We start from the raw sequence: 12,824 nt of genomic DNA on the forward strand, positions 1-12,824 counted from the left end.
CCTTGTCAGGTCGTGGACCCGCTCGCGCCCCGGCGGTGGGGCGTGGAGCCGGGGAGGCGCGAGCAGGCACCTGAACAGTGGCCGACCAATCTCCCGCTCCGCTGTGCCGAGGCTGGCAACTCGCTGGCAGTGCGACGGGGCCGCGGACTCACAGCCGGTTGCCAGCGTTCTTCCAGCCGATCCCGAGGAACTCGGCGCAGGCTGCACCGTGTCGATGTCGCGCGCTGGCGGGAGGGGAGCACCCATGGGCAACCTCGCCCGTCACTCGGTCGTGCCGGGGACCAGGCTGCTGGTCGTCGAGGACGAGCTCCCGATCCAGGACATGCTGGCGATGAGCCTGAGCTTCGTGGGGTACGACGTCGTGCGCGCCGGCAGCGGCACGGAGGCCCTGGCCCGCGCCGGGGAGGGCCACGTCGACCTGGCCCTCCTCGACGTCATGCTGCCGGACACCGACGGCTTCGAGCTGCTGCGCCGGTTGCGGACGGTCCACCCCGACATGGCGGCCGTGTTCGTGACGGCACGGGACGCGCTCGAGGACCGGCTCACCGGACTCACCCGGGGCGGCGACGACTACGTGACCAAGCCCTTCTCCCTGGACGAGGTGGTCGCTCGGGTCGCGGTGGTGCTGCGTCGGACCCGGCCGACGCCGGACGAGCGACGACCCCACCGGCTGTCGTACGCCGACCTGCTCCTCGACGAGGACCGGCACGAGGTGCGCCGCGGGACCGAGCTGGTGAGCCTGTCACCGACCGAGTTCTCCCTGTTGCGGTTCCTGATGCGCAACTCCGGCCGGGTGATGAGCCGGGCGCAGATCCTCGACCACGTGTGGCACTACGACTTCAGCGGCAACTCCGGCGTCGTGGAGTCCTACATCAGCTACCTGCGGCGCAAGGTCGACATCGTCGACCCCCCGCTGATCCACACGGTGCGGGGGGTCGGGTACGTCCTGCGCACCCCGTCGTCCTGATGGACGCCCTGTCCATCCGGGCCCGCCTCGTCCTGGGCATGGTGCTCCTCCTGGCCACCGGGCTCCTCGTCGCGAACGTCGCCGGGATCGTGCTGCTCCGCTCCTACCTGCTCGACCGCGTCGACACGCAGGTGAGCGGCCTGGGCGGCATGCCCGCACAGGACCCGCCGCCCGGCGTCCCCGACACCACCGCGCAGGGGTGCGCCAATCCCCGGGACCCCCGCGGCCTCCGCAGCGACTTCCTGCTGCTGGTGCTCGACGCCGACGGGCAGGTGGCGTGCTCGCTCGGACCGGAGCTGGGAGGGTCCGCGCCCGAGCTGTCCCGGCTCAGGGACGTGGCCGGCTCCACCACGCTCCGGGACGTGCCCTCCCAGGACGGTGAGAGCCAGTGGCGGGTGCGCAGCGTCGAGCTGGCCGGAGCCGACACGACGCTGGTCTTCGCGGTGTCGCTCGCCGACGTCGACGCCACCGTCAACCGCATGATCGGCCTCTCGGCGCTCATCAGCGGCGCGATCCTCCTCCTGGTCGCGGCCGCCGCCTGGGTCCTGGCACGGATCGGTCTGCGACCGCTGGAGAGGATCGAGGAGACCGCCGAGCACATCGCCGCCGGCGACCTGTCCGAGCGGGTGCCGACCTACCGCTCGGGCACCGAGATCGGCCGGCTGGCCCGGGCGCTCAACGGCATGCTCGCGCAGATCGAGGACGCCTTCACGGCGCGCACCCGCTCCGAGGAGCGGCTGCGGCGTTTCGTCTCCGACGCCAGCCACGAGCTCCGGACCCCCATCGCGACCATCCGCGGCCACGCCGAGATGTGGCGCACCGGCGTGACCCACGACCTCGACACGGTGATGGAGCGGATCGAGTCGGAGTCCACCAGGATGGGCGACCTGGTCAGCGACATGCTCCTCCTCGCGCGTCTCGACCAGTCGCGGCCGCTCGAGCAGGAGCCGGTCGACATGTTGAGCCTCGCCACGGAGGCCGTCCTCGACGCGCAGGCGCTCCAGCCGGAGCGCTCGCTGACGGTCGAGGCCCACCCCGGTCGTCGACCGCCGGTCGTCCTCGGCGACGAGGCCCGGCTGCGCCAGGTCCTCACCAACCTGCTGACCAACGCGCTCGTCCACACGCCGGCCACCTCTCCGGTCGCCGTGGCCGTGCGGGTGTCCGAGGGCCGCGTCGTGGTCACCGTCCGGGACGAGGGGCCGGGGATGCCGGCCGAGGCCCTCTCCGCGGTGTTCGACCGGTTCTACCGGGCCGACCCGAGCCGCAGCCGCGACCAGGGTGGCTCCGGCCTCGGCCTCGCGATCGTCAAGTCACTCGTGGAGGCACACCACGGCACCGTGACGTGCACGAGCGACGTCACCTCGGGCAGCGCCTTCGGAGTCAGCCTCCCCATGGCGTGACGACCGGGCGCGCGGTGCGACGGTCCTGGGTCCGCGCGACCGGTGGCCCGGGCGTCGACCCCGGCCCGGGCGCCGGCGTCAGTGGGCCATGTCGACGAAGCGGGAGTAGTGGCCCTGGAAGGCGACGGTGATGTCGCGGGTGGCGCCGTTGCGGTGCTTGACGACGAGGAGGTCGGCCTCGCCGGGGCGGGTCGACTCCTTCTCGTAGACGTCGTCGCGGTGCAGGAGGATGACCATGTCGGCGTCCTGCTCGATCGAGCCGGACTCACGCAGGTCGCTCATCATCGGGCGCTTGTCGCCGCGCTGCTCGGGGCCACGGTTGAGCTGCGACAGCGCGATGATCGGGACGCCGAGCTCCTTGGCGAGCAGCTTGATCTGGCGGGAGAACTCCGAGACCTCGAGCTGGCGGGACTCGACCTTCTTGCCCGAGGACATCAGCTGCAGGTAGTCGATGACGATGAGGCGCAGGTCGTGGCGCTGCTTGAGGCGGCGGGCCTTCGAGCGGATCTCCATCATCGTCATGTTGGGGCTGTCGTCGATGAACATCGGCGCCGCGGACACCTTGGCCATGTGGCGGGCCAGCTTGTCCCAGTCGCCGTCCTGCATGTTGCCGTTGCGGATGTGGTTGAGCGGGACCTTCGCCTCGGCCGACAGCAGGCGCATCGTGATCTCCGAGCGCGTCATCTCGAGGCTGAAGAAGACGCTGGCCAGGTTGTTGTTGATCGAGGCCGAGCGGCACAGGTCGAGCGCCAGCGTCGACTTCCCCATCGCGGGGCGGGCCGCGACGATGATCATCTGCCCGGCGTGGAGGCCGTTGGTGAGGTCGTCGAGGTCGGCGAAGCCGGTCGGGACGCCGTACAGGCCGTTCTCCCGGTTGCTGATCGCCTCGATCTCGTCGAGGACGCCCTCCATGATGTCGCTCAGCGGGGCGTAGTCCTCGGTGCTCCGCTTGTCGGCGATCTGGTAGATCTCGGCCTGCGCCCGGTCGACGATGTCGTCGACCTGGCCCTCGCCGGCGTAGCCGAACTGCGCGATCCGGGTGCCGGCGTCGACGAGACGACGCAGCACCGACTTCTCGTGCACGATCTGGGCGTAGAACTCGGCGTTGGCCGCGATCGGGACGTTCGCCGCGAGCGTGTGCAGGTAGGGCGCGCCGCCGATCTTGGCCAGCTCACCGGCCCGCTGCAGCTCGGCGGCCACGGTGATCATGTCGACCGGTTCCCCGCGACCGAACAGGTCGATGATCGCGTCGTGGATGATCTCGTGGGACGGCCGGTAGTAGTCGTTGCCGCGCAGGACCTCCGAGACCTCGGCGATCGCGTCCTTGGAGATGAGCATCGAGCCGAGCACCGACTGCTCGGCCGCCATGTCCTGCGGCGGCGTGCGTCCGCCCGGCGAGCTCGGTGCGTTGCCGGGCTCGTAGGCCGCCGGACCGTCGCCCCAGTCGTCGTACGGGGGCTCGGGGAACCCTCGGTTGTCGGACTCGGTCAGGCTCACGGGATGTCTCTCCACGACGGGGGGTGCGGGGCGGGCCGGGACGGGCGGTGGAGCATGCCGTCGACGGTAGGGGGCAGCACCCCCCGACGCCGCTCCCGACACCGCGGAGCGAGTCCCGAGGCGCGAACCTACGGGTCGGACGGGGCCGAGCGACACCTGGTTGTCCACAGGCCCTGGGGATAACTGCCACCGACCCGTGGACGACACGCACAACGCTGTGCACAGCTTGGGGAGCAGCCTGTGGACGACACGCCCGACATCTCGACCCTCACGCCTCTGACCTGCAGGAACAGTGGTTTGACGGTGTGGATCGAAATCTTGTGCAGAATATTTCGTTCACCGACCGTCCACCGAGACGACGCCCACCGGATTGTCGACAGCCCCCGCTCCCACAACCCTCATCCACAGGGTGACCCTAGTTATCCACCGGGTCCGTGCGGTGCATTTCCGCCCGCGACCGATCACTAGTGTGATACCGGTGCGCCGCCGTTCCGACCCCTCCGACACCCCTACCCGTACTCCCACCAGGCCAGATGGCGGGCCGGACGGTGGGCCGCACGGTGGGCCGGCGGGTCGTGCCGAGGGACGGGCGCAGGACCGGGAGATCCTGCGCCTCGCCGTCCCCGCGTTCCTCGCCCTGGTCGCCGAGCCGATGTTCCTGCTCGCGGACGCCGCCGTGGTCGGCCACCTCGGTACCCCCGAGCTCGCCGGCCTCGGCATCGCGGCCGTCGTCCTCCAGACCGCCGTCGGGCTCTGCGTCTTCCTCGCCTACGGCACCACCGCCGGGGTCGCCCGGCGGTGGGGGGCCGGCGACCTGCGCGGCGCCCTGTCGCTCGGCCTCGACGGGGTGTGGCTCGCGACCGGCCTCGGCGTCGTCATCACGGTCGGCGGGGTCCTGCTCACCGACCCCCTCGTGGCCGCCTTCGGGGTCGGCGGCGAGGTCGCCGAGCACGCCACGACCTACCTGCGGATCGCGTTCCTCGGCACCACCCCGCTGCTGGTCATGCTCGCCGCGACCGGCGTGCTGCGCGGACTGCAGGACACCCGGACGCCCCTCGCGGTGGCGGTGGTCGGCAACCTGCTCAACGTCGTCCTCAACGTCGCGCTCGTGTACGGGCTCGACCTCGGGATCGCCGGCTCCGCGATCGGCTCGGTGGTCGCCCAGGTCGCCTGCGCGGTCGCGCTCACGGCCGTCGTCGTCCGGGGCGCCCGGCGCCACGAGGCCCCGCTGCGGCCCGACCTCGCCGGCGTCCGGGCTGCGGCCCGTGCGGGTGTCGCCCTCGTCGTGCGCACCCTCACCCTGCGCGCCGCGCTCCTCGTCACCACCGTCGGCGTCACCCTCGACGCCCACGGCGACGACGGCGCCGACCGGATCGCGACCCACCAGCTCGCGATGACCCTGTGGACCTTCCTCGCCTTCGTCCTCGACGCGATCGCGATCGCCGCCCAGGCGATCACCGGGCGGGCGCTCGGCGCCGGCGACGTCGACACCGCGCGGGCGCTGACCCGACGGATGGTCCGGTGGGGCCTGTGGAGCGGCGTCGTCACCGGGATCGGGATCGCCGCGCTCAGCCCCGTGCTCGGGCCGCTGTTCACCGACGACCCCGCCGTGCCCGACCTCCTGGTGCCGGTCCTCCTCGTCGCCGCGCTCGGCCAGCCGGCCGCCGGCGTCGTGTTCGTGCTGGACGGCGTCCTCATCGGCGCCGGCGACGGCCGCTACCTCGCCTGGGCGGGGCTCGTCGTCGCCGCGCTCTACGCCCCGGTGACCCTCGCCGCGGCCGTGTGGTGGGACGCCGGCCTGCTCGCCGTCTGGGTGCTGTTCTGCGGACTGTTCATGGGCGGGCGGCTCGTGACCCTCCTGCACCGGGCCCGTGGCGACGCCTGGCTGCGGACCGGCGCCACCGTCGCGCCCTGAGCGCACCCGGACACCGACGGCGATGATGGTCCCGTGAAGCCGCTCCAGTCGATCGCGATGGGGGTGGTCGTGCTCCTGCTCGTCGCTGCCGTCGAGGGCCACGACCTGCTGGCGGACCCGCTCGGCTGGGTGCTCGTGCTGGTCGGGGTCCGGGCGCTCCCCGGCGACTTCCCGCTCCGGACGGCGCTGCTCCGGCTCGGGGTGGCTGCGGCGCTGGTCTCGTTGCCGCTGTGGGTGCCCGGCGTCGTCGCCGTCCTCGACGACGCCGACGAGGCCCTCGCCTGGGCCGTCGACCTCCCGCGGCTCACCTGGTACGCCGTCCTGTGCGCGGCCCTGGTGCGTGCCGCGGACACCGCGGGCGACCTGGTCGCCCGGGCCTGGTGGCGCACCGCCCTCGCCGGCAGCGTGCTGGTGATCGTGCTGCCGGTGCTGGTCCTCGGCGCCGGGCTCGACGCCCTCACCGACGTCGCCGGGGTCGTCGTCGCGCTGGTGCCCGTCGTGGTCGTCGGGTTGCTGTTCTGGTGCGCGGGACGAGCCTGGGCGGCGGGTCCGTCGACACCCGTGACGGAGGTCCACCGCTGAGGCGGTGAAGCTCCCCGGGGCCAGCCGCGCGCGGGCCCGCACGCACGACGGCCGCCCACCGGAGAACCGGGGGGCGGCCGTCGAGAGCCGGGCTGCGTGCGTCAGGCGGGGATGACGTTCAGCGACACGGTCGCCGAGACGTCGTCGGACAGCTTGACCGCCACGGTGTGGGCGCCGAGCGTCTTGATCGGGTTGGTGACCACGATCGTCCGCTTGTCGACCGTCTCGCCGGCGGCCTCGCCGAGCGCGTCGGCCAGGTCGGCGACGGTGACGGTGCCGAAGAGGCGACCGGAGTCGCCGGCACGGACCTTGACGTCGACCGAGGACGCCTCGAGCTTCGACTTCAGCTCGTCGGCGTGGGCGGCGTCGCGGACCGAACGCGTGGAGCGGGCCGCCTTGATCGAGTCGACCTGCTTCTGGCCGCCACGGGTCCATCGCACCGCGACGTTGCGCGGGATGAGGTAGTTACGGCCGTAGCCGTCCTTGACCTCGACGATGTCGCCGGGCGAACCGAGGCCGTCGACCTCCTGGGTGAGGATGAGCTTCATGAGTGTCTTCTCTCCTGGTCTCTGCGGTCAGCGACCGGTGGAGGTGTAGGGCAGGAGAGCCAGCTCGCGAGCGTTCTTGACCGCGATGGCCACGTCCCGCTGGTGCTGGACGCAGTTGCCGGTCACACGCCGCGCACGGATCTTGCCGCGGTCGGAGATGAACTTCCGGAGCAGGGTGGTGTCCTTGTAGTCGACACCGGTCGCCTTCTCCTTGCAAAACTGGCAAACCTTCTTCTTGGGCTTGCGCAGGACTGCCTTGGCCATTGTGGTGCTTCCCTTCTAGAAGCCCGGCTGACGCCGGAATGGTTCGGGTTGGATGTGTTGCTGGGTCAGAACGGGGGCTCGTCGGAGCCCACGCCCGGAGCACCCCAGGGGTCGTTGGCCGGGGCACCGCCACCGCCACCGCCACCGGCGGCCGGACGGCCACCGGACTGCGGCGCGGACGAGGCCCACGGGTCCTCGGCCTGGCTGCCGCCACCCCCACCGGAGTAGCCGCCACCGCCGCCGGCACCACCACTGGCGCCGCCGCCGGCACCGCCGGAGTAGCCGCCGCCACCGCCACCGGCGGTGGAGCGACCGGCACGGGCGACCTTGGCGGTCGCCCAGCGCAGCGAGGGGCCGATCTCGTCGACGTCGATCTCGAACGACGTGCGCTTCTCGCCCTCACGGGTCTCCCACGTGCGGGCCCGCATGCGGCCCTGGACGATGACGCGGGCGCCCTTCTGGAGCGACTCGGCGACGTTCTCCGCCGCCTGCCGCCAGATCGAGCACCGCAGGAACATGGCTTCGCCGTCCTCCCACTCGTTCGTCTGCTTGTTCAGCGTCCGAGGAGTGGAGGCGACGGTGAAGTTGGCCACCGCCGCGCCGGAGGGGGTGAAGCGCAGCTCCGGGTCGTCGGTCAGGTTGCCGACCACGGTGATGAGGGTCTCGCCGGCCATCAGGTCTCCCTAGGGTGCTCGTGTTGATCCAGTGACGTCGGTGTCCGCACATCGTTGCGTGCGGCACCGACAAGGGAAAGTGCTCCTCCACAGTCGTGCGACGTGGAGGACACCGATCCCTCGAGGTGAGTCGAGGAGATCAGTGAGCGTCGGGACGCATCACCTTCGTGCGCAGGATCGACTCGTTGAGCCCGAGCTGACGGTCGAACTCCTTGACCGTCGCGGGCTCCGCCTGCAGGTTGATGACGGCGTAGATGCCTTCGGCATTCTTCGCGCCCTCGGCGTTCTTGATCGGGTAGGCCAGGCGACGCCGGCCCCAGACCTCGACCTTGTCGACGGTCCCGCCGTCCTTGCGGATGACGTTGAGGTACTTGTCGAGCGAGGGCTCGACCGTACGCTCTTCGAGACTCGGGTCGAGGATGACCATCACTTCATAGGCACGCACAGCGGTCTCCACCTCCTGTGGACTTCGCGGCCACGGTCTCTCCGTGGCAGGAGGGCTGTACAACTCCTTCGCGACGCACCCGTCGGTGGGTGCGCACGAAGACAGGGCAGGCTATCAGCGGCCGGCGCCGGCGGCGCAATCGAAGTCGGCCCCCTGGGGACGACGTGGTGACGGCACCCGGGCTGTGGAGGACCAGCCCCGTCCGGACGGCGTCCGTGGCAGCGTCGGGCGCGTGCCGCACCCCTCCGCCACCCGGGCCGCAGATCCGCCGCTCGCCGGGCGCTACCAGCTGATCGACCTGCTCGGCGTCGGCGGCATGGGCGCGGTGTGGCGGGCGTGGGACCTGCGCGAGCACGGCTTCGTGGCGGTCAAGCTGCTCCACCGCCTCGACGCCGCCCACCTGCAGCGGTTCGTGCTGGAGCAGGGCGTGCGCATCGACCACCCGCACGTCGCCGCGCCGACCGGGTGGGTCGCCGACGACGACCGGGTCGCGCTCGCGATGCCGCTGGCCCGCGGCGGCTCGGTCGCCGACCTCCTCGCCGAGCACGGCGCCCTGCCCCTCGACCACGTCGTCGAGCTGCTCGGCCAGCTGCTCGACGGGCTCGGCGCGGTCCACGCCGCCGGCGTCGTCCACCGCGACCTCAAGCCCGCCAACCTGCTGCTCGAGCCCACGGGCCGGGGCCGGCCGCACCTGCGCATCGGCGACTTCGGCGTCGCCGCCGTCCTCACGGGCCTGCGCGAGCCGCCCGGGTCGCCCCTCGGCACAGAGGGGTACGCCGCCCCCGAGCAGCTCGCCGGCGCGCCGGCCGACCCCCGCCAGGACCTGTACGCCGTCGGCGTGGTCGCGCGGGTGCTCGCCGGCGGCACGGAGCGGCTCGGCCAGCTCGCCGGGCTGGTCGCGACCCTCACCGATCCGGCGCCCGGGCGACGTCCGGCCTCGGCAGCGGAGGCGGCGGCGCTGCTCCGCACGGTGTCACGGGTGTCGCGGGTCGCGCGGGTGTCGCGCACGCCCCGGCACCCCGTGCCCGACCGCCTCGGCGCGGCGCCGGTGCCGCTCCCCCCGGCGCGACGCCGTCCGCGGCACGCGCATCGACCGCGCGTCGTCGGCCGGCTGGTCGCGGCCGTCGCGCTCGCGGCCTGCTTCCTCGGCTCGGCGGTCGGCGCCGCGGCCGGCGTGCGCGGCCTGCTCGGCGGGTGAGTCGGTGTCTGGGTCGGCGTCTGGGTCGGTGTGCGGGTCCGCGGCAGAGCGAGCGTCAGCTGCCGGAGAGGATCAGCGGGTTCACCGCGACCGGCTCGCTCTCCTGCCCGAGGGACAGCACCGCGGTGATCTCGGGGAAGTCGGTCGAGAGCTCGAGCGGTGCCCAGATGCAGATCCCCTCGGGGCCGAGGTCCCAGGTGGTGCTCAGGGTGTCGATCCGGATGTCGTCCTGGTCGTAGAAGTCGATCGCGAGCGGCAGCCCGTCGGGGAGGCCCTCGACGTTGAACTCGGCCATCAGCGTCTCGCCCGTGCCGACGCCGCTCAGCTGCTGCGGGGCGTCGGGGCTGCTCGCCCCGGCGCAGAAGCCCTCCTCGCCCTCGCGGACCCAGCCGGCGGCCTGGGCGTTCACGTCGGTCGGCACCCCGGGGTCGGTCGGGAGCTCGTCGAGGTACGGCGACACGTACGACGGGTCGCCGCCGTCGCGGGCGATGTCGAGCACGGCCTTGGCGAGGTTGACCGGGACGATCAGTGCCGAGCCCTGGGTGATGGCGCCGGCGGCGTCCGACCCGGCCGTGACGACGCGGGTGTTGAGGCCGATGATCTCGCCCTCCTCGTTGATCGAGGGGCCGCCGGAGTTGCCGGACCCGAGACGGACGTCGCTGTCGATCGACCCGCGGGGGGTGCCGACGACGTCGTCGGCCTGGAAGGTGGACACGACGCCCTCGGTGACCGTCAGCGGCCGGTCGCCCTGGACGCTGAGGTTGCCGATCGCGGGGTAGCCGAGCGCGATGATCCGGTCGCCGGTGCGCAGCTCGTCGCTGTCGCCGATCGGGAGCGGCTCGGGCAGGTCGAGCTCGGTCTTCTCGACCGGGTTGCCCTCGGCGTCGGACTCGATCTGGAGCACCGCCACGTCGAGGTAGCCGTCGGAGACGATCGGGGCGGCCCGGTAGGCCGCGGAGGCCGGCTTGTCGTCCTCGCCGGAGGTGAGCGACACGGTCAGGTAGGCGGGGTCGGACTCGCCGGAGGTCTGGCCCGGCGCGTCGGGGTCGGCCACGTGGGCGTTGGTCAGGATCAGCCCGTCCTCGGTGATGATGCTGCCGGAGCCCGACCACAGCGGCTGGTCGCTCTCGTCGTAGGCGGTGAGCAGGACGGCGGCCGCCTTCGCGCGGGTGAGGGCCTCCTGGCGCTCCTTGGCGGGGTCGGACGTCGGGCCCTGGCCGGCGGTCGGCGTCTCGTCGTCGCCAAGCAGGGCGACACCGGTGATGCCACCGCCCACCAGCACCATCGCGCTGACGACGCCGCCCACGAGCGCGAGCGTGCGGCGGCGCTTGCGGGCCTGGATCCTGGCGCTCGCCTGGCCGGCGGCGACCACCGGGACGACCTCGATCTCGTAGCCGGCGGTCGGGTGGCCCAGGCTGATCTCGACCGGCTCGTCGACGTGGTGCTGGGTGATCCGCTCGCCGTCGATGAAGGAGCCGGACGTCGACCGGTCGACCCACCACCAGCCGTCGGGCCGAGGCTCGAGGACGGCGTGCAGCCGCGACACGGCCTGGTCGTCGGCGTGCACCTCGAGCACCGGGTCGCGGCCGATCCGGATCGGCATGCCGGCCGGGAAGCGCAGGTCCTTGCCGGTGCGGCGGCGCACGAGCAGGCCGGGGCCGGCCGGGCCGAACCCGGGGAACGGGCCCTGCCCGGTGACCACCGTCTGGTCCAGCGGCGGCGGGCCGTCGAACTGGGGGGCGCGGTCGACCGCGACCGGCGGCGGGAAGGCCTGCGGCGGGGCGGCCGCGGGGGCGCCCAGCGGAGCCGAGGGAGCCGGCTTGTCGAGGCGGGGCGCCATCGGCGGCGGGAAGGCCTGCGGCGCGGCGGGGGCCACGGTGACGGTGACGGTGAGCGCCTGGCCGTCGCGGCCGAACCCGACGACCGTCGTCCCGGTGAGGTCGGCGCGCTCCACCCGCCGTCCGCCGACGAAGGTGCCGACCGAGCTGCCCAGGTCGACGACCTCCCAACCCTGGCCCAACGCCCGGATCTCGGCGTGCCGGCGCGACACCGTGGGGTCGAGCGAGGTGATGTCGGACGCTGCGTCGCGGCCGACGGTGAAGACGCGGGCGCCCTCGGTGCTGTCGGCCGTGAGCGTCTGGCCGCTCGTCTGGATGCGGATGCTGGTCATGGCGGACTCCGTGGGCTCAAGGCGGGCGACGCGAACCGGACCCGCCGCACGAATGCTAGGACTTCCCTCCCTGGCGAGGGATACACCCGCGACCATGTCGGAGCCTGTTCCTATGGTGTGACGCATGACGATCGCGATCGGTGCCCACGTCGACCAGACCGACCCCGTCGCGGAGGCGAGGGCCCGGCGGGCGCCGCTCGTGCAGTTCTTCCTCGGCGACCCGCAGTCCTACGGCGGTCCCGAGTGGGCCTACGCGGGCGGGCCGGAGGCGCTCAAGGCGGACGCCGAGGCGGCCGGCGTCGACCTCTACGTGCACGCGCCCTACCTGATCAACGTCGCCACGACCAACAACCGGATCCGCATCCCGAGCCGCAAGCTGCTGCAGCAGCACGTCGACGCGGCCGCCTCGATCGGCGCGAAGGGGCTCATCGTGCACGGGGGTCACGTCAACAAGGCCGACGACCCCGAGAAGGGGTTCGACAACTGGCGCAAGGCCATCGAGGCCACCGACCTGAAGCTGCCGCTGCTCATCGAGAACACCGCCGGCGGTGACAACGCGATGACCCGCTACCTCGAGCGGATCGGCCGGGTCTGGGACGCGATCTCGGGCGCCGAGGGCTTCGACATGGTCGGGTTCTGCCTCGACACCTGCCACGCCCACGCCGGCGGCAACGACCTGGCGACCGTCGTCGACGACGTCCGCGCCATCACCGGCCGGATCGACCTCGTGCACTGCAACGACAGCCGTGACGAGTTCGACTCCGGCGCCGACCGGCACGCCAACTTCGGTGCCGGCCGGATCGACCCCGACCTGCTGGCCGCCGTCGTCCGCGACGCCGGGGCGCCGGTCGTGTGCGAGACGCCCGGCGGGGCGGAGGAGCACACTGCCGACTTCGCCTGGTTGTCGGCGCGGCTGTAGGTCTCGCGGCTGTAGGTCTCGACTCGCGGTGACTCCGTCCCCGCGGCTCGACCACCGGCAACCCCCGCTGGTCGAGCCGGCGAGCGCCAGCGAGCCGAGTCGAGACCACCCACCGGCAAGGTCTCGACTCGCGGTGACTCCGTCCCCGCGGCTCGACCACCGGCAACCCCCGCTGGTCGAGCCGGCGAGCGCCAGCGAGCCGAGTCGAGACCACCCACCGGCAAGGTCTCGACTCGCGGTGACTC

12 protein-coding genes are annotated in these 12,824 nt (G+C 72.7%); 6 read left to right on the top strand and 6 right to left on the bottom strand.

Annotated features, from left to right (window positions below):
- The first annotated feature begins 244 nt into the window (after nucleotides 1-244).
- Entirely contained in the window at nucleotides 245-967 is a 723-nt protein-coding gene (locus tag E4623_RS22130; RefSeq protein ID WP_134768754.1) for a response regulator transcription factor, read from the top strand.
- On the top strand, nucleotides 967-2,367 hold the full coding sequence (locus tag E4623_RS22135) for a HAMP domain-containing sensor histidine kinase (RefSeq protein ID WP_134768755.1): 1,401 nt from the start codon (nucleotides 967-969) through the stop codon (nucleotides 2,365-2,367). Before E4623_RS22130 ends, E4623_RS22135 begins: the two co-directional genes overlap by 1 nt.
- Before the next feature lie 78 nt (nucleotides 2,368-2,445).
- Here the strand turns inward: E4623_RS22135 and dnaB are convergent, their stop codons facing one another.
- The gene (dnaB, locus tag E4623_RS22140) at nucleotides 2,446-3,864 is read right to left on the bottom strand and encodes a replicative DNA helicase (RefSeq protein ID WP_134768756.1); all 1,419 of its coding nucleotides are present in this window, start codon (nucleotides 3,862-3,864) and stop codon (nucleotides 2,446-2,448) included.
- A gap of 604 nt (nucleotides 3,865-4,468) precedes the next feature.
- Between dnaB and E4623_RS22145 the strand changes: the two genes are divergently transcribed.
- Both E4623_RS22145 and E4623_RS22875 read left to right on the top strand, forming a co-directional pair.
- The gene (locus tag E4623_RS22145) at nucleotides 4,469-5,779 is read left to right on the top strand and encodes an MATE family efflux transporter (protein ID WP_245155219.1); all 1,311 of its coding nucleotides are present in this window, start codon (nucleotides 4,469-4,471) and stop codon (nucleotides 5,777-5,779) included.
- A 33-nt stretch (nucleotides 5,780-5,812) separates the two neighbouring features.
- On the top strand, nucleotides 5,813-6,361 hold the full coding sequence (locus E4623_RS22875) for a hypothetical protein (RefSeq protein ID WP_167736807.1): 549 nt from the start codon (nucleotides 5,813-5,815) through the stop codon (nucleotides 6,359-6,361).
- Nucleotides 6,362-6,462: 101 nt separating this feature from the next.
- Here E4623_RS22875 and rplI read toward each other — a convergent pair whose 3' ends face one another.
- The 4 genes from rplI to rpsF form a co-directional block, all read right to left on the bottom strand.
- Nucleotides 6,463-6,909, bottom strand: coding sequence for a 50S ribosomal protein L9 (rplI, locus tag E4623_RS22150; protein WP_134768757.1), 447 nt, complete (start codon nucleotides 6,907-6,909; stop codon nucleotides 6,463-6,465).
- Nucleotides 6,910-6,936: 27 nt separating this feature from the next.
- The gene (gene rpsR, locus E4623_RS22155) at nucleotides 6,937-7,173 is read right to left on the bottom strand and encodes a 30S ribosomal protein S18 (RefSeq protein ID WP_134768758.1); all 237 of its coding nucleotides are present in this window, start codon (nucleotides 7,171-7,173) and stop codon (nucleotides 6,937-6,939) included.
- A 65-nt stretch (nucleotides 7,174-7,238) separates the two neighbouring features.
- A complete protein-coding gene (locus tag E4623_RS22160; protein WP_134768759.1) occupies nucleotides 7,239-7,847 on the bottom strand; it encodes a single-stranded DNA-binding protein in 609 nt (202 codons plus the stop codon).
- Between the two features lie 139 nt (nucleotides 7,848-7,986).
- Nucleotides 7,987-8,292 (bottom strand): 30S ribosomal protein S6, encoded by a 306-nt coding sequence (rpsF, locus tag E4623_RS22165; RefSeq protein WP_134768760.1) that lies wholly within the window; start codon nucleotides 8,290-8,292, stop codon nucleotides 7,987-7,989.
- 232 nt (nucleotides 8,293-8,524) lie between these two features.
- Here rpsF and E4623_RS23075 point away from each other — a divergent pair, with 232 nt between their 5' ends.
- Complete coding sequence (locus E4623_RS23075) at nucleotides 8,525-9,490, top strand: serine/threonine-protein kinase (RefSeq protein WP_245155217.1); 966 nt, start codon at nucleotides 8,525-8,527, stop codon at nucleotides 9,488-9,490.
- Between the two features lie 55 nt (nucleotides 9,491-9,545).
- On the opposite strand, the gene E4623_RS22175 is transcribed toward E4623_RS23075, so the two are convergent.
- Nucleotides 9,546-11,660: an FHA domain-containing protein gene (locus tag E4623_RS22175; protein ID WP_167736808.1), complete on the bottom strand. Its 2,115-nt coding sequence runs from the start codon at nucleotides 11,658-11,660 to the stop codon at nucleotides 9,546-9,548.
- A gap of 124 nt (nucleotides 11,661-11,784) precedes the next feature.
- Here E4623_RS22175 and E4623_RS22180 point away from each other — a divergent pair, with 124 nt between their 5' ends.
- Nucleotides 11,785-12,579 (top strand): deoxyribonuclease IV, encoded by a 795-nt coding sequence (locus E4623_RS22180; protein ID WP_134768762.1) that lies wholly within the window; start codon nucleotides 11,785-11,787, stop codon nucleotides 12,577-12,579.
- Nucleotides 12,580-12,824 lie beyond the last annotated feature (245 nt).

It is taken from the genome of Nocardioides sp. 1609, assembly GCF_004522105.1.
Taxonomy (GTDB): Bacteria; Actinomycetota; Actinomycetes; order Propionibacteriales; family Nocardioidaceae; genus Nocardioides.

Coding starts and splice junctions, on each gene's coding strand:
- E4623_RS22130 (WP_134768754.1), top strand. CDS start 245: ATGGGCAACCTCGCCCGTCACTCGGTCGTGCCGGGGACCAGGCTGCTG.
- E4623_RS22135 (WP_134768755.1), top strand. CDS start 967: ATGGACGCCCTGTCCATCCGGGCCCGCCTCGTCCTGGGCATGGTGCTC.
- rplI (WP_134768757.1), bottom strand. CDS start 6,909: ATGAAGCTCATCCTCACCCAGGAGGTCGACGGCCTCGGTTCGCCCGGC.
- rpsR (WP_134768758.1), bottom strand. CDS start 7,173: ATGGCCAAGGCAGTCCTGCGCAAGCCCAAGAAGAAGGTTTGCCAGTTT.
- E4623_RS22160 (WP_134768759.1), bottom strand. CDS start 7,847: ATGGCCGGCGAGACCCTCATCACCGTGGTCGGCAACCTGACCGACGAC.
- E4623_RS22175 (WP_167736808.1), bottom strand. CDS start 11,660: ATGACCAGCATCCGCATCCAGACGAGCGGCCAGACGCTCACGGCCGAC.
- E4623_RS22180 (WP_134768762.1), top strand. CDS start 11,785: ATGACGATCGCGATCGGTGCCCACGTCGACCAGACCGACCCCGTCGCG.